The following is a 16,133-nucleotide window of genomic DNA, read 5'->3' on the forward strand; positions in this document are numbered from 1 at the left end:
CATTCGATCGTAGAACGCCCTCACGTTCAATCCAAGGGTGTTCGGGTGAAATATCGACAGGACCCCGAGGGGCCGTGACTACAGGTCAGCTCTCTGTCACAGTCTTCCGCTCGATGGTCGTCGCGAGCGGTTTCTCGATCACGAAGAACAGGCACACTGCCGCGACGAGCGCGAGCGGCGCGATCGCAAGGTAGATCGGGGTGAGCGCCTCGTTGTACGACTCGATGACCGCCAGGTTCAGTGAGTCGGGCAGGGCATGAACAATGGACGGTGTGAGCGAATCCGCGTGGATCCCGTTGTCGGCCGCGTCGGGGACTCGTTCGGTGATCAGCGTTGCCACCCGGGTGGTGAACACGCTGCCGACCACGCCGACGCCGAGCGTCGCGCCGATCTGGCGGAAGTAGTTGTTGCTCGCCGTTGCTGTACCGACCTCATCGATGGAGAAGGAGTTCTGCACGACGAGGACCAGCAGCTGCATCGAGGTGCCGAGGCCGAGGCCGAGGAGCGCCACGAAACATCCGAGCAGCCACAGGGGGCTGTCGACGGTGAGTGTCGACAGTAGGACCATGGCGGCTGCCACAAGAATCGCTCCGACGATCGGCCAGTTCTTGTAGCGGCCCGTGCGCGTCACGTGGCGGCCGAGGAGTGTGGAAGTGACGAACAGGGTGCCCATCATCGGGAGCATCATCAGGCCTGCGGCGGTCGCTCCCATGCCTGCCACCATCTGCAGATAAGTGGGCATGTATGACGCGACACCGAACAGCGAGACGCTGATGAGGAGCCCGGCGAGGGTGCACAGATTGAAGTTGCGGTCGCGGAACAGGTGCAGCGGGATGACGGGTTCCGCGGTGCGGGATTCGATGAACAGGAACAGCACTACGGCCACGAGGGTCGCGGCGATCATTGTGACAATGGTGGGTGATGCCCACGCGAACTGCGCGCCGCCCAGCGTCGCAACCAACACGAGAAGTGTTGTCGCGATGGACAGCACGGCCATCCCGGCGACATCGATCCGGGGCCGCGAGCGTCGACGCTCCGGGAGGCGGAGGAAGAAGGCTGCGGCCAGCAGCGCGAGTAGCCCGATCGGGATGTTGATCCAGAACACCCATCGCCATCCGGGGCCTTCGGTGAAGAATCCGCCCAGCAGCGGACCGCTCACCGACGACAGCGCGAAGACACTGCTCATGATGCCCATGTACTTGCCGCGTTCGCGGGCGGGAATGACGTCGGCGATCGTCGCCTGCGACAGGATCATCAACCCGCCGCCGCCGAGGCCCTGGATGGCTCTGCCTGCGATGAGCCAGACGATGTTCGTAGCGGTCGCGCTGACAACCGATCCGATCACGAAGACCGAGATGGCGACCATGAGAATCGGTTTGCGTCCCAGGAGGTCTCCGAGCTTGCCGTAGATCGGCATCATGATCGTCGACGCGAGAATGTAGGCGGTGATGACCCACAGCATCAGGTCGGCACCGTGCAGTTCGCCGACGATGGTGGGCAGCGCGGGGTTGAGGACGGTCTGGCTCAGCGAGGCCGAGAGCATCGCCAGGAGCAGCCCCGCGAAGATGAAGGCGATCCGGACTGGGGGTGCCGACGATTCCTGTTCGGACTTCGAGGTTTCCGTGGTCACGATCGCGTGACGTTTCTGAACTGGGCGCATTTGCGACGCAGAACTGCATCGGCATCGGTTTCCTCGAGGTCTGCGCGGGTGAGGATCGGGCGCATGGCCGCCCGCATCACGGCGCCCGCGACGGTGACGACCATTTGCGCTGCCTCTTCAGGGGATTCGTCGGGATGGGCCGCTGTCCAGCCGCCGGAGGCGACGAGGCGTTCGGTGACGAACTCGGTGACGAGCGCCTGCACGTCGTCGATGTACCGGAAGCGTCGGCGCGAGAGTTCGGGATGGCGCTCCATCAGATCGGCGTATTCGGTCTGCGTGATCTGTTTGTGGTTGGTGGTGCGGAAGACGGTCAGGAGTAGGAACGCGACCTTTTCGACGAGGTCGTCACCCGGTTCGATGAAGAATTCGTCGACGACCGTGTCGCTTATGACGGCGGCGCGCAGACCCAGCACGGCGTCTTCCTTCGACTTGAAGTAGTTGAAGAAGGTGCGTGGTGAGACGTAGGCGGCGTCGGCGATCGCTTCGATGGTGATGTCCGACAGGTGGTCGTGCGTCGCGGCTGCGTTCGCGGCGGCGAGGTGGATTGCCGTCCACGTGCGGGCGCGCTTGCGCTCGCGATGCGATACCTGATCGGTTGCAGTCATGAATATTTACATTATGGCAACTACCGGTGGATGCAAATCGGATTCTCGAATCTCGCAAAGTGGATCCACTGACAGTGCTCTCGGCCGAGGCGCTTTGATGCCCGGTGGTCTACGGTCCCTATATGCGACCTTCGGCTCAAAGTCAATGGTTGACGAGATCCAGTGTTCGAGGTTACATCTTAGCGGTAAGTCTTTTAGGGCTTAAGTAATGGCCTCCGACACCGAGGACCCCGATGACACCGGTATCGACCACCATGTCCACTAGTGCCGAGATGATCAGCGCCCGCCTCGAGCGGTTGCCGATGAGCCGATGGCACATCAAAGCTCGCGTCATCGTCGGCGCCGTCACGTTCTTCGACGGGTTCGACCAACTGATGATCGCCTACTCGTTACCCGTCCTGATCCCCAAGTGGAATCTCACTCCGGCAGGCGTCGCGTGGGTGATCGCCATCGGCGGCATCGGCATGCTGGTCGGAGCGCTCGGCGGTGGCTGGCTCGCAGACCGAATGGGTCGTCTCAACGTCATCATCGTCTCGCTCGCGCTGTACGCCGTGATGAGCCTCGGTATGGCGTTCACCGATTCGCTCATGCTGTTCCTGGCGTTCCGGTTCGTCCAAGGCATCGGACTCGGAGCCGAGGTGCCCGTCGCGGCGACCTACATCGGTGAGATCACCAAGGCCCACAAGCGAGGCCGCTTCGTCCTGCTCTACGAGGTCATCTTCCCCGTCGGACTCGTGATGTCCGCGATCGTCTCGGCGTGGGTGGTACCCCGCTTCGGCTACCAGATCCTTTTCGCACTCGGCGCCATTCCGATCCTTCTGCTGCCCGCCTTGTTCAAGCTCCCCGAATCTCCGCGCTGGCTCGCCTCGCGTGGGAAGTACGACGAGGCCGATGCCGCCATGCGACGGATCGAAACCGAGATCACCGAGCGCTCCGGGAAGACTCTGCCAGAACCGGCACCTCTCGCCACCGGCATCGTCGACACGACTCGTGGGCGCTTCCGTGAGGCATTCCAGGGCGTCTATCTGCGCCGCACACTCATGCTCGCGGCGATCTGGGGCTGCGCCTACTTCGTCAACTACGGCATCGCGTCATGGCTGCCGACCCTCTACCGCTCTGTCTTCGAGGTCAGCGTCGACACGGCGCTGCACTACAGCATCTTCACGACGGTGGCCGGTCTCATCGGGTGTCTCGTGGTGGCGTTCCTGATCGACAACCTCGGTCGCCGCATCTGCATCACGGCCTCGATGGTGCTCTGCTCGACACTGTTGTTCCTGCTCGCTGCCACGGGGACCGGATCGGCCTTGGCAGTGCTTGCCTGGTCCGCCGGCGCCGCGCTGTTCGTCTTCGCAGTCAACATGGCCCTGTATGTCTACACCGCAGAGCTCTACCCGACCCGGATGCGTGCGATCGGATGCGCGATCGGCGGAGCCAGCGGCCGGCTCGGCATCATCGTCGGCCCCCTGGTGGTCGGCGGAATCCTCGGAGCCGGCGGAACCCTGGCACTCGTGTTCGGAATGTTCGGTGTCGTAGCGCTGATCGGTGCCGTCGTAGTCGGATTCTTCGCGGTCGAGACTCGCGAAAAGACTCTCGAGGAGATCTCCCAGTGACCACAGCACTTCGTGCCGACGCGGCACTTTGCACCGACACCGCAATCGACTTCGTACCGGTTGCCGACGAGATCCTGGTGGGCGGCACCTGGCGCCGGGCTGCAGGCCCAGCGTTCGCCGTCACCGACCCCGCCGACGGCAAAACCCTGCAGATCGTCCACCAGGCCACGGCGGCCGATGTCGACGAGGCCGTGGCGGCGGGACACGCAGCGGCAGCGGACCCTGCCTGGCGCCGGATGCTTCCGCACGAACGCGCCCGCTACCTGCATCGCATCGCGGATGCGATCGAGCAGCATGCACCGCGACTCGCGCTGCTCCAGAGCTACAACACCGGTAAGACCCTCACCGAGACGACCGCCTTGGTCGGCAGTGCCGCAAACACCTTCCGGTACTTCGCGGCGGTTCTCGAAACCTCCGACGACGACCTCACGACGCAGCGCGGCAACTACCTGACGATGAGTATTCACGAGCCGATCGGCGTGATCGGTGCGATCGCCCCGTGGAACTCGCCGATCGCCAGCGATGCGCAGAAGATCGCACCTGCGCTGGCAGCCGGGAACGCCGTCGTGCTCAAACCCGCAGAATGGACGCCATTGGTATCGATGGCGCTCGCCCGCGTGATCCACGACTCCGGGCTGCCACCCGGGCTGCTGTCGGTGTTGCCGGGCAAGGGCTCCATCGTCGGAGATGCCATCGTGCAGCATCCGCACGTCGGCAAGGTGACCTTCACGGGCGGCACCCGCACCGGGCGTGCCGTCGCGCATGCCGGTGCCGAGAAGCTGATGCCGGTGTCGCTAGAACTCGGGGGTAAGTCGCCGACCATCGTGCTCGACGACGCCGATATCGAAGCCGCGGTGGCCGGTGTGATGTACGGGATCTTCTCGTCGACGGGGCAGAGCTGTATCGCCGGATCGAGGTTGTTCGTCGACCGGTCGCTGTACGAGCCGTTCATGGCGCGGCTGGTCGAGCGGACTCGCTCGCTCAGAATCGGTAACGGGCGCGACCCGCACACCCAGGTGGGGCCGCTCGTGCATCACACGCACCGCGCTTCCGTCGCCCGCTACGTGGACCTCGCCCGTTGCGAGGGTGGCCGCGTGCTGTGCGGCGGCACTGCACCTGACGACCCGGAGCTGGCAGAGGGCGCGTACTACCTGCCTACCGTCATCGACGGTCTGAGCAACGACGCCACGGTGTGCCAGGATGAGATCTTCGGCCCCGTCCTCATTGCGCTGCCGTTCGATGGTGAATCGGATCTTCTTGCGCAGGCCAATGATTCGGTGTTCGGATTGGCTTCGGGTATCTGGACTCGTGACTACCGTCGGGCCTGGCGACTGGCGCGACAGCTCGAGGCGGGCACCGTGTGGGTCAATACGTACAAGCGGTTCAGCATCTCGACCCCGTTCGGCGGTATCAAGGAGAGCGGTCTCGGTACCGAGAAGGGGCGTGCCGGCATCGCAGCGTATTCGCGGCAGAAGAGCGTGTATCTCGGGCTCGACGACGAACCGGACTGCTGGGCCGACTGACACCAACGTATGGCCGAATGTCACCTTCGGTCATGTGGATCGACCGAAGGTGACGTTCGGCCACGGGGGGTCTGTACAACCAAATATCTTAGCGCTAAGATAATATGCATCACTCCATCGGAGGAATTCTCATGAATCAACCCATCGCCCGGCTGCGGCGCCTGCGCTCGGTCGAACTGCGCACCCACGCCGCCGCCGACTCCGCCGAATTCTATTCCGAGGTCTGGGGCCTGAGTGTCGTCGAATCGGGCCGGGAAGGTGCCTGGCTGCGCGGAACCGGCGACCAGCACCACGCTCTCCAGCTCACCCAGGCGGACCGAAACGGTCTCGGGCGCATCAGCTTCGCAGTGGCCACGCCGGCCGACGTCGACGAAGCGGCACGCCGTGTCGCGGAACGCGGCATCCTCGTCGTGCAAGGACCCGGCCCGGTGGACGACGCCGGAGGTGGATACGGCCTGCGCATCGTCGACCCCGAGGGGCGCATCATCGAGCTCATCGCCGACACCCTCGCCGTCCCGGCGCTCGGTCGCGATGACGCCGTGCCGGTGGGTGTGACCCACGTCGTGCTCAACACCATCGATATCGACGCCGCGGTGCAGTTCTACTGCGACGTCCTCGGAATGCGCGTGTCCGACTGGTCGGAGCATCAGATGGCCTTCCTGCGATGCAATTCCGACCATCACAGCATCGCGTTCAATCAGGCGGAGTGGACGTCGATCAACCACGTGGCCTACGAGATGCCGACGGTGGACCACTTCATGCGGGGCATCGGGCGGCTGCGTCATCACGGGCAGCTTCCGCTCTGGGGGCCGGGTAAGCACGGCCCCGGCGACAACACCTTCTCGTACTTCGCCGATCCGGCCGGTCTGGTGTGCGAATACACCTCCGGTATCGCGCAGGTCGACGAAGACCGCTGGCTGTGCCGGGTGTGGCGGCGCGTGCCGGAGCTCTCCGACCTGTGGGGAACGGCCGGTCCGCCGTCGCGCCAGGTGCGCGAGCACATGGCGGGCATCCCCGACCCGGGCGCTTTCGAACGCCACGACCTGGAACAGGCATCATGACGTACGCCGTCGACTACGGGACCGGGCCTGCCGTGGTGATGTTGCACGGAATCGGCGGTAGCTCCGACAGTTTCGCGCCGCAGATCGCAGGTCTCGGTGATTCGCTCCGGATGATCGCCTGGGACGCACCGGGATATGCCCGAAGTGAGAATCCGGTCCGCTCACTCGACCTCGACGATTACGCCGATGCCGCCGCCGAACTCGTTCGTGAGAAGTGTTCGGATGCAGGAGCACACGTACTCGGTATGTCGTGGGGAGGGGTGATCGCGACACGTCTGGCACTTCGCCACCCGGAGCTCGTACGCAGCCTCGTTCTCGGTGCTTCGACCGTCGGCTCGGGTGCCGACGCCGACAGCGCCGCGGCCATGCGATCGCGGATCGCAGACCTCGACCGCAGCGGACCCGAGGATTTCGCAGTCCGCCGCGCACCGCGTCTGCTCTCGGCCGAAGCCTCCGGCGACCTCGTGCAACAAGCCACCGGAATCATGGCGGATGCGGTTCGGCTGCCCGGCTACGGCTACGCCGCCGAATCGATGGCCGCAACCGACCACACCGACGATCTCGAGAAGATCGACGTCCCGACCCTGGTCATGTGCGGCGACGCCGATCGCGTGACGGGGATTCCTGCGAGCCAGGTGCTCGCCGGTGGAATCCGGGGCGCAGTCTTCGTCACCCTTCGAGGCGCCGGGCACCTCGCCAACCAGGAGCAGCCCGAGGCATTCAACGCCTGGACCGAATCATTCGTGCAGATCACCGAACGACTGCGCAACCACACCGCCGTTACCCACTGAATTGGAGACCGTCATGGCACTCGACTACCAGGCCGCAGATCTGAAGGAATTCACCGACTCGCTGATCCTCAGCCGCGGCACCCGCCACGAGGACTGGGATACTCTCGGGTTCCAGGCCAAGGCCGGAGATCGCTTCCGGCGCGCACAGATCCGCTATGTCGGATCCGGCGCCACCGGCAACCACGAGAACGACAACCGCACCATCGCGTCGCAGGGATTCACCTTCTCGAACATGCTTCTTCCCGCCGGTGCGGAAGGCCCCGAACACACACACCACGATGCGGAGGAAGCCTTCTTCGTCCTCGAAGGCGAGGTGGAGGTGGGCATCCACCGTGACGGTGTCGTCGAGAAGCGCACCCTCGGCTATCGCGACATGATCGTCGTCCCGGCCGGTGTGCCCCGCAGTCTGAAGAACACCGGCAGCGTCGACGCGCTGTTCTGCGTGATCATCGGGACGCAGAAGCCTCAGGTGCCCACCTACCCGGAGACGTCCGCGGTCTTCGGCATCTCCCGGGACTGACCGTGGGGGCACTCGACGACCGCACCGTCGTCGTCACCGGTGCGGCACGCGGACTCGGTCTCGCCATCGCTCACCGACTCGGAATGGACGGTGCCCGTATCCAGCTCTGCGACATCGACATCAGCCGCGGTGAGGACAGCGCTGAGAAACTGCGGACCGACGGCATCACCGCCCGATTCGTGCGCGTCGATCTCGCCGATGCGGATTCGGTGGCGGAGATGGCCGCGGCCGTCACCGCCGAAGGGCCCGTGTACGGCCTGGTCAACAATGCCGCGCTCGCCGACGGAGTGGGCGGCAGGGCCGTGCACGAACTCACTGTCGACGAGTGGGACCGCGTGCTGAACGTGAACTTACGCGGAACGTTTCTCGTCAGCCGCGCGCTGATTCCCTCGATCATCGAACACAGCGAACAGAACGGTACAGGGCGCGTCATCTCCATCGGATCCGATGCGGCACTGTACGGCTCGCCGAAATTGACGCACTACATCGCGTCCAAGGGTGGCGTGTCGGCTCTGACGCGCACCATGGCACGCGATCTGGGGTTCTACGGGATCACCGTCAACACGGTCTCGCCCGGCCTGACGGAAAGTGAATCTGCACAGCATGTTCCGGAGCACCGGCACGAACTGTACCGATTGAACCGGGCCCTCGATCGACCGCAGCGGCCCGCGGATCTCGTCGGTGCCGTCGCCTTCCTGATGGGTGACGAGGCGTCGTACATCACCGGACAAGAACTCGTCGTCAACGGCGGCTTCGTCCTGCACTAGCACCTGAGAGGACCGGGTCGTGGACCTGAATCTGAAGAACCGCACTTATCTCGTCACCGGAGGCAGTTCCGGCGTTGGTCTCGCGACCGTCGGGATGCTGCTCGAAGAAGGTGCACAGATCGTAACCTGCGCCCGCGACGTCGATCGGCTCGACGCAGCACTCGATGGGCTGCCGGGACGCGACCATGTCCTGACCGCCGCGTGCGACGTCCGGGACCGCGACAGTGTCGCCGCGCTCGTCCATGCTGCTACGGACAGGTTCGGAGGTCTCGACGGGCTGGTCAACAATGCGGGTGCGTCGCGGATGAAGCCGCGCGCCGAAACCACGCTCGACGATTGGCGCGACGAATTCGACCTCAAGTTCGCGGGCGTGCTCAACACCGTCGAGACCGCGTTGCCCGCGTTGCGGAAGTCGTCGGCGCCGTCGATCGTCAACATCTCGGCCGTGCTGGCGCGGCAGCCGGAGACACGACTGGTCACCACCAGTGCGGCACGTGCGGGCCTGCTCAACCTGAGTAAGTCGCTGTCGCTGGAACTGGCGGCCGACGGCATTCGCGTGAACTCGGTGGCGCTCGGACTCGTCGACACCGGGCAATGGCGTCGCCGCTACGAAACTTCCGGATATGCAGGAAGTTTCGACCAGTGGGAAGCCGAGATCGCAGCGGATCGCGGGATCGCCCTCGGACGATTCGGCCGCGCGGACGAAGTGGCCCACATGATCGTCACCCTTCTTTCTCCTCGCTCGTCGTATGTGACGGGCACCAGCATCGATGTGTGCGGCGGTGTCGCGCGCTATGTCTGAAAGGACCTTCGACATGTCCATCGGAAACCGGGTCGGAAACGGTGGCGATCTTCTGGTGCAGGTGCTGCGCGAGGCGGGTGTCGACACCGTGTTCGGCATCGTCAGCGTGCACAACCAGCCTCTTGTCGAGGCGGTGAGCAAGCACTTGCGGTTCGTGCCGGTACGGCACGAAGCGACCGCGGTGAATGCGGCCGACGGATACGCCCGGGCCACCGGCGGCCTCGGATGCGCGCTCACGAGCACCGGAACCGGCGCGGGCAACGCGGCAGGTTCGCTCATCGAATCACTCAGCGCCGGAACTTCGGTCCTGCACGTGACCGGACAGGTCGAATCGCAGTACCTGGGTTCGGGGCGCGGATTCATCCATGAGACCAAGGACCAGTTGGGCATGCTGGACGCGGTGTCGTCGCACGCGGAGACCGTGCGCGATGCGGACAGTGCAGGAAAGGTGTTGCGCGATGCCGTCGCCCGGGCCCTGGCTACACCCGGCGGTCCGGTCAGTGTGGAGTGGCCGATCGACCTTCAGTATGCGCAGTGCCGATTCGATTCCGCTCCTGTCATCGAAGAACGGGTCGAGGCCCTGGATCCGGCGCAGCTCGAGGCCGCTTTCGCTGCGATGGTGGCGGCACGTCGACCGGTGATCTGGGCCGGGGGTGGTGTGGCACGCGCAGGGGGCGAGCTCACCGCGCTGGTCGAGACATGGGGCGTGCCACTGCTGACCAGCAATTCCGGTCGGGGGGCGGTTCCGGAGGATCATCCGCTGTGCATCGGAAACTATGCATCGTCACCGCTCGGACGCGGACTGCTCGCTGATGCGGACCTCGTGCTCTCCCTCGGTACGCACTTCCGCTCCAACGAGACGGGTGACTATTCGATTCCGATGCCGCGCAACCATATCCAGGTCGATCTCGATCCGGCCGCACCGGGCCGCGTGTTTCCTGCCGATCTGCCCGTGGTCGGTGAGATCGCGGCCTTCCTCGACGCGGCGTCCGGCGTCGAAAAACTCGGTGGATCGGTGGACACCGCATGGACCGAACGAGCTCGGGATACTCGAACCGCAGTCCGCGCGAACCAGCGTGCCGGACTCGGCGACCATGCTGTCCTGTGCGACGCGGTGCGCGCGGTGCTGCCGAGGGACGCCGTGATCGCGCGCGACGTGACGATTGCATCGAGTTCGTGGGGAAACCGGTTGCTGCCGATGTTCGATCCACGCTCGAACATCTTTCCCCGCGGCGGTGGTATCGGTCAGGGGCTCGGCATGGCGATCGGTGCTGCCCTCGCAGACGAGACCCGGCCGACGCTCGGCCTGGTGGGCGACGGTGGATTGGCCGTCCACCTCGGTGAGATCCTCACGATGGCGCAGGAGAAGCCCTGGCTGGTGCTGCTCGTGTGCAACGACGGCGGCTACGGCGTCCTCCGTAACATGCAGTCCGGTGCAGGTCGCGGCACCTATGCCGTGGATCTGACGACACCGGATTTCGCGCTGCTCGCCCGGGCCATCGGCGTCGAGTACCGGCGGATCGGTGGAGCGTCCGAGGCGCACGCGGTGCTCGAGGACGCGGCGTCGTTGCAGGCACCCGTGATCGTCGAGGTCGATCTCGTGTCGTACGGCGAGATGCCCACGCCGTTCACCCCGCCGGTCACCGTTCCGGCCGACTGAGAACCCTGACGCGGAAAGAATTCTCCGCCGGCTGTGGCGCAGATAACATCTTAGCGCTAAGATAATGAGCACTGAAGTAAAGCGTCTCCGAGGAGAATCATGACTACAGACACCGTCGACCTCATGGTCCGTCAGATGCGGGTCGAGTCCACCGGCGTCGTCTCGCTCCGTCTCGAGCACCCCGACGGCGCTGCCGTCGACCGGTGGACTCCGGGTGCTCACCTCGACCTCCACCTCGGAGGCGGGCTCGTACGCCAGTACTCGCTGTGCGGCGACCCCGACGACAAGTCCGGATACCGCGTGGCCGTCCTGCACGAGCGCGCCGGGCGGGGCGGATCACGTCGAGTGCACGAGGCTCTTCGTCCCGGCGACTCGGTCGCGGTGAGCGCCCCGCGCAACAACTTCGAACTGCTCCCGTCGTCGCGCTACGTGTTCATCGCCGGTGGCATCGGAATCACGCCGATTCTCGCCATGATCGGTGAGGCCGAGCGCGCAGGCGCCACATGGGAACTCCACTACGGCGGACGGGATCGCACCACGATGGCCTTCCTCGACGAACTCGAATGCTACGGCGACCGCGTCCACATCGTCACCGAGAAAACCGACGGCATCCTCGATCTCGCGTCCCTGCTCGGTACCGCGCGACCCGACACACTCGTATACGCGTGCGGCCCCGACGGATTGCTCACGGCAATCGAATCGTATTCCGAGGTGTGGCCGCAGGACGCGATCCGCCTCGAACGGTTCAAAGCGAAAGAGCGCGTCGCGGAGACGGGAGGGGATGCGCCGTTCCGGATCGTATGCGAGCAGTCCGGCGTGTCCGCGACCGTCTCGCCGGACAAGACGATTCTCGAAACACTCGAGGAATCCGGTGTCGACGTGCCCAATTCGTGCCGTGAGGGAATTTGCGGCACGTGCGAAACCCGCGTCCTCTGCGGCACTCCCGACCACCGCGACTCCCTGCTCACAGCCTCCGAGCAGGAGTCCGGCGCCACCATCATGCTCTGTGTCTCCCGTGCCCGCTCCGACGAGCTGGTGCTGGATCTGTAGAAAGGATCATTCGATGACTCGGTATCTCGAGATTCATCAGGCCCGATCGGCCGACCTCACCCCCTACGAGATCAAGCTGGCCAAGGCCATCGAGCAGGTCTTCGGTACAGGAGTTCACGACCTCGAAGGACTTGTCGAGGGCCTCAACGGTTCCGGAATTCACGGGCCCGACGGACAGCCCTGGACACCCATCTCGTTCACCACCGAAATGCAACGGATCGGAGCGTAACCATGGTGAATCGACTTCGCACCGCGCCACTGTCCGCCGACGAGATCTTCGCGACCGGCATGCGCGACCAATGGCATGCGGTCTGCCCGTCCGACTTCGTCGAGCGCGGCGGCATCAAGAAGTTGCGTCGCCTCGGCGACGACTGGGTCCTGTACCGAGGATCGGACGGCACGGTGCGGATGCTCGCAGACCGGTGCCCCCACCGCGGTGCTCCCTTGTCGCAGGGCGTACACCTCGGCGACCGCATCGCCTGCAAGTACCACGGGGTCGAGGTCGACGGAACCGGCACCGTCGCGAAAGTCCCGGGGATGCCGGGCTGCAACCTCGAGGGGAAGCGGCTGGTGACGTCGCTGCCCGTGCGCGAGGCCGGCGGTGCAATCCTCGCGTGGTTCGGCACCGACCCCGAAGCCGAGCCGGGCCCGCTCGAACTCCCCGATCCGCTCGTCGACGAGAAGGTCTCCGCGTTTCTCTGCTACGCCGAGTGGGAGACGCCGTGGCGCTTCGCCCTCGAGAACCTGCTCGACCCGATGCACGGAGCGTTCCTGCACCACGAATCGCACTCGATGTTCGGCGGTGAGACGACCGCGAAGTTCCGCATCCGGGAGACCGACCGCGGGTTCTTCTTCGAGAAGACCGACCAGCGCGGCGTCAACTTCGACTGGGTCGAATACTGTCGCACCGGAGCCGACTGGGTGGACCTCGAGATTCCCTACCCGCCCACCGCGGGGCCGGGAGGGTCGTTCGGGATCGTCGGTATGGGCACCCCCATCGACTCCGAGACCACCGCGGTGTTCTTCTGGCGATACCGGCGTGTCGAAGGCTGGGAACGCGACGTGTGGCGCTTCCTGTATCGGACCGTCCTCGAAGAGCGGCACTGGGAGGTACTCGAACAGGATCGGATCATGCTCGAGGCAATGGCGCCCGACGCAGATCAGGCCGAGAACCTCTACCAGCACGACCTCGGTGTCATGCGGTTGCGCCGCCTGTACCGGGGTCGCGCCGAGGAGTTGGCGAAGCAGCTGGCCGGATAGACAGCGTGTCCGGCAGCCGCGGCACGAAAAGACAGAAACACCCTTCCGCAAAGGGTGTTTCTGTCTTGTGCTGCGGTATACCCGCTGTACGTCTCAGTCGCCCTGGTGCCGGGCGAGTGAATACTCGAGTTTTCGCAGCAACTGCACCAGCTCGCTCTGATCGTCCTTCGACAGCTCGGCGAGCATGCGGGTTTCGTTCTCGAAATGAGCAACCGCGACCTCGTCGATGAGTTTCTTTCCTGCCTCGGTGAGCTCGGCATGCACGATGCGCCGGTCGTCGGCGTCGCGTTCACGTCTCACCAATCCCGCCTTCTCGAGACGGTCGATGCGGAGGGTGACGCCACCGGTGGTCACCAGCGAGCTTTCGGCCAGTTGTCCGGGGGTCATGCGATAGGGCTCGCCTGCGCGGCGCAGTGCAGCGAGGACGTCGAACGAGGCCATGTTGATGCCGTACTCGTCGAAGATCCGCGCGATGGTGCTCTGATAGCGCAGGTAGGTGCGGTGAAGGCGTCCGAGTACCTCGAGGGGCGTGACGTCAAGGCCGGGCCATTCGCGAGTCCACTGACTCACGATGTCGTCGACGGCGTCATGGTCGGGAACGTTGTCGCGCCCCACGCGGGCCTCCTCGTGTCTTCGGCTTGCCGCTCGATTGTTGAGCGCCAAAGCATTGTTCACGATACGGCCTGCGCGGGGCGCGTGGGGATGTCAGGGATCAGCGTGGTGCTGTGGCAGTGGCGACTGCGTCGATCTCGACGGTCGCGCCGTAGGGAAGTGCACTCACCTCGACGAAGGTCCGAGCCGGGCGCGGTTCTGCGAAGAGCCGCTCGAACTGGCGGTTGGCTTCCTCTCTCAGCGACAGGTCGGTGACGAAGTAGGTGAGTTTGACGACGTCGGAGAGCTTTCCTCCGACGACGGCGAGCCGGTCGGTCATGCGGTCGATCGCGGCGTCGAGGGCTTCGGTGCGACCCTCGACGGCGATGCCCTCGGGATCGATGGACAGCGCGCCGGAGACGAAGACGAGTCCGCCGGCGACATAGGCGGGGCTGTACGGATGGTGAGAGCTGACGGAGGTGAGTGACATCGGTGATCGCTCCTGAGGTCGGGTCGCGGTTCGCCGACTATCTTAGCGCTAAAATATTGTCTGTGAAGAGGACTTCTCATACCGATACGGACACGTCCGCCGCGTCGTCGTAGAAACACACGTGCCCCGCGATCGGTTCCATCCCGGCGAGAGGTTCCTCGTACGACCACGCCACGTTCTCGGCAGCCGCTTGCCCGGTGAACGACCAGTAGTGCGCCGTGCCCTTGTACGGGCACCCCGTGCGCAGCGCCGACTCCTCGAGCTGAGAGAAATCCACATCCGCAGGGGGGACGTAGTAGCGCGTCGGTAATCCTGTCTCGAACACCAGCACCGGGTTGCGCGTCTCGGCGACGACCGTGTCGTCCACCGTGACACGGACGTGCCGGGAACTGGGAAGCGCGTCGACACGATGATGCGGGTCGCGTGGATGGGTGAACACCTCGGCCTCCTCCTCGAACCAGTGCTCGTCCTCATCGACGTAGACCGTGTCGCCCGGCTCGGGCTCGCCCTGCCGGAACCATGCGAATGCCAACCGATCGTCGAGACCGTCGATGTCCAGCTGGAACACCGGCGAATACGCGCGCTGGTCGTCGACGACGATGTCGTACCACTGCCACACATCGGGGCGGCTGCGGCTCGGTGACAGGGATGCGGACAGCAGATCGAAGCGCACGTCGTCGCGCGGGAACGCATAGAACGGCACGGGTTTCCCCGGCGCCCACACCAGCACCGCGCGGGTGCTGTCCACGACCGTCCGCCCGAACCACTTCCCCCGGATCCTGCGCTCACTGTGTTCGTACAGATAGTCGTCGGATTCGAGGGCGGGCCGGGGCGCGGCGATCTTGCGGGCAGACATACATCGACCGTATCGCGCATGAACACCACGCGGCCGTATCCTGCGACGTCTTGTCGAGTCGATCGGCGGGATACGCTGCTCGGCGATGGTCGACGATCCGCTCGAACTCATCCGGACACTGGTGGGAGTCACCGCGCTCGCTTCCGTGGCCACCGCCGTCCTGTGGGCGTTCGGTGTTCCCCACCGGTTTGCACCGGTGTACGCAATTGCGCGCGGCACAGTGCAACTTGCATTCGTTGCCCTCGTGCTCACGGGAGTCATCGCCGACGCTCGGTGGGTCGCGCTGGTGCTCGTGATCATGTTCGGCGTTGCGCTGTGGACTGCGTCGCGGCGGGTCGGGCGAGGAATCGGGACGACAGTGATGGTCGGTGTGGCCATGTTCTTCGGAATCGGTACCGCCCTTGTCATCGTGTTCGTCAGCGGTGCCATCGAGCTCACGCCCCGATACGCCCTCGCGCTCGGCGGGATTGTGATCGGCGGTGGGATGACGGTCGCCGGACTTGCCGGCCGGAGATTCACCGAGATCGTCGACGACCGGTGGACCGAGGTCGAAGGGTGGCTCGCGCTCGGCGCGACCATGCGGCAGGCAACGCTCGGCCACGCCCGGCTCGCGGTGCGGGCAGCGCTGATCCCGTCCCTCGACCAGACGAAGACCACCGGACTGGTGACGCTGCCGGGAGCCTTCGTCGGCGCGATCTTCGGCGGACTCTCGCCCCTCGAGGCCGGTCGCTTCCAGGTGGTGGTGCTCGCGGCGATCATGGCGGCGGGATCGATCACCGCGGTGGTCCTCGCGATCGGTCTCGGACGTCTGCGGGTGCGTCCGGTCGTGCAGGAGTGAGCTGCGGTATGAATTGAGGTCGATGTCGATTCGACCTGGAGGTGCGCAG

At 65.1% G+C, this 16,133-nt stretch carries 17 protein-coding genes; 12 read left to right on the forward strand and 5 right to left on the reverse strand.

The window, feature by feature from the left end; genetic code table 11:
• Nucleotides 1–85: 85 nt before the first annotated feature.
• A complete protein-coding gene (locus tag ACTDXD_RS11660; protein WP_440127168.1) occupies nucleotides 86–1,660 on the reverse strand; it encodes an MDR family MFS transporter in 1,575 nt (524 codons plus the stop codon).
• Nucleotides 1,627–2,265, reverse strand: a complete 639-nt coding sequence (locus tag ACTDXD_RS11665; protein ID WP_440127169.1) for a TetR/AcrR family transcriptional regulator — start codon at nucleotides 2,263–2,265, stop codon at nucleotides 1,627–1,629. The genes ACTDXD_RS11660 and ACTDXD_RS11665 overlap by 34 nt, the downstream gene beginning before the upstream one ends.
• A 233-nt stretch (nucleotides 2,266–2,498) precedes the next feature.
• On the opposite strand from ACTDXD_RS11665, the gene ACTDXD_RS11670 reads away from it, so the two are divergent.
• From ACTDXD_RS11670 to ACTDXD_RS11720, 11 genes are all read left to right on the forward strand, one after another.
• Nucleotides 2,499–3,875 carry an MFS transporter gene (locus tag ACTDXD_RS11670; RefSeq protein ID WP_440127170.1) on the forward strand — a complete coding sequence of 459 codons (1,377 nt, stop codon included), beginning with the start codon at nucleotides 2,499–2,501 and terminating at the stop codon, nucleotides 3,873–3,875.
• Nucleotides 3,872–5,398 carry an aldehyde dehydrogenase gene (locus ACTDXD_RS11675; RefSeq protein ID WP_440127171.1) on the forward strand — a complete coding sequence of 509 codons (1,527 nt, stop codon included), beginning with the start codon at nucleotides 3,872–3,874 and terminating at the stop codon, nucleotides 5,396–5,398. Before ACTDXD_RS11670 ends, ACTDXD_RS11675 begins: the two co-directional genes overlap by 4 nt.
• Before the next feature lie 131 nt (nucleotides 5,399–5,529).
• Nucleotides 5,530–6,459 (forward strand): VOC family protein, encoded by a 930-nt coding sequence (locus ACTDXD_RS11680; RefSeq protein WP_440127172.1) that lies wholly within the window; start codon nucleotides 5,530–5,532, stop codon nucleotides 6,457–6,459.
• Nucleotides 6,456–7,250 carry an alpha/beta fold hydrolase gene (locus ACTDXD_RS11685; RefSeq protein WP_440127173.1) on the forward strand — a complete coding sequence of 265 codons (795 nt, stop codon included), beginning with the start codon at nucleotides 6,456–6,458 and terminating at the stop codon, nucleotides 7,248–7,250. The genes ACTDXD_RS11680 and ACTDXD_RS11685 overlap by 4 nt, the downstream gene beginning before the upstream one ends.
• A gap of 13 nt (nucleotides 7,251–7,263) precedes the next feature.
• Nucleotides 7,264–7,770, forward strand: coding sequence for a cupin domain-containing protein (locus tag ACTDXD_RS11690; protein ID WP_440127174.1), 507 nt, complete (start codon nucleotides 7,264–7,266; stop codon nucleotides 7,768–7,770).
• A gap of 2 nt (nucleotides 7,771–7,772) precedes the next feature.
• Entirely contained in the window at nucleotides 7,773–8,537 is a 765-nt protein-coding gene (locus ACTDXD_RS11695) for a 3-oxoacyl-ACP reductase family protein (protein WP_440127175.1), read from the forward strand.
• A gap of 19 nt (nucleotides 8,538–8,556) precedes the next feature.
• Complete coding sequence (locus tag ACTDXD_RS11700; protein WP_440127176.1) at nucleotides 8,557–9,339, forward strand: SDR family oxidoreductase; 783 nt, start codon at nucleotides 8,557–8,559, stop codon at nucleotides 9,337–9,339.
• Nucleotides 9,332–10,999: a thiamine pyrophosphate-binding protein gene (locus ACTDXD_RS11705; RefSeq protein ID WP_440127177.1), complete on the forward strand. Its 1,668-nt coding sequence runs from the start codon at nucleotides 9,332–9,334 to the stop codon at nucleotides 10,997–10,999. The genes ACTDXD_RS11700 and ACTDXD_RS11705 overlap by 8 nt, the downstream gene beginning before the upstream one ends.
• A 99-nt stretch (nucleotides 11,000–11,098) precedes the next feature.
• Nucleotides 11,099–12,049, forward strand: a complete 951-nt coding sequence (locus ACTDXD_RS11710; protein WP_440127178.1) for a PDR/VanB family oxidoreductase — start codon at nucleotides 11,099–11,101, stop codon at nucleotides 12,047–12,049.
• A gap of 13 nt (nucleotides 12,050–12,062) precedes the next feature.
• Nucleotides 12,063–12,278: a recombinase-like helix-turn-helix domain-containing protein gene (locus tag ACTDXD_RS11715; RefSeq protein WP_440127179.1), complete on the forward strand. Its 216-nt coding sequence runs from the start codon at nucleotides 12,063–12,065 to the stop codon at nucleotides 12,276–12,278.
• 2 nt (nucleotides 12,279–12,280) lie between these two features.
• The gene (locus tag ACTDXD_RS11720) at nucleotides 12,281–13,309 is read left to right on the forward strand and encodes a Rieske 2Fe-2S domain-containing protein (RefSeq protein ID WP_440127180.1); all 1,029 of its coding nucleotides are present in this window, start codon (nucleotides 12,281–12,283) and stop codon (nucleotides 13,307–13,309) included.
• Nucleotides 13,310–13,402: 93 nt separating this feature from the next.
• Here ACTDXD_RS11720 and ACTDXD_RS11725 read toward each other — a convergent pair whose 3' ends face one another.
• The 3 genes from ACTDXD_RS11725 to ACTDXD_RS11735 form a co-directional block, all read right to left on the reverse strand.
• On the reverse strand, nucleotides 13,403–13,924 hold the full coding sequence (locus tag ACTDXD_RS11725) for a MarR family winged helix-turn-helix transcriptional regulator (protein ID WP_440127181.1): 522 nt from the start codon (nucleotides 13,922–13,924) through the stop codon (nucleotides 13,403–13,405).
• 97 nt (nucleotides 13,925–14,021) lie between these two features.
• Complete coding sequence (locus tag ACTDXD_RS11730) at nucleotides 14,022–14,390, reverse strand: RidA family protein (RefSeq protein ID WP_440127182.1); 369 nt, start codon at nucleotides 14,388–14,390, stop codon at nucleotides 14,022–14,024.
• A gap of 76 nt (nucleotides 14,391–14,466) precedes the next feature.
• Nucleotides 14,467–15,246 (reverse strand): DUF427 domain-containing protein, encoded by a 780-nt coding sequence (locus ACTDXD_RS11735; RefSeq protein WP_440127183.1) that lies wholly within the window; start codon nucleotides 15,244–15,246, stop codon nucleotides 14,467–14,469.
• A gap of 85 nt (nucleotides 15,247–15,331) precedes the next feature.
• Between ACTDXD_RS11735 and ACTDXD_RS11740 the strand changes: the two genes are divergently transcribed.
• Nucleotides 15,332–16,084 carry an ABC transporter permease gene (locus ACTDXD_RS11740; protein WP_440127184.1) on the forward strand — a complete coding sequence of 251 codons (753 nt, stop codon included), beginning with the start codon at nucleotides 15,332–15,334 and terminating at the stop codon, nucleotides 16,082–16,084.
• Nucleotides 16,085–16,133: the final 49 nt, after the last annotated feature.

The sequence above is a fragment of the Rhodococcus sp. SJ-3 genome, from assembly GCF_051918125.1.
Lineage (GTDB): Bacteria > Actinomycetota > Actinomycetes > Mycobacteriales > Mycobacteriaceae > Rhodococcus.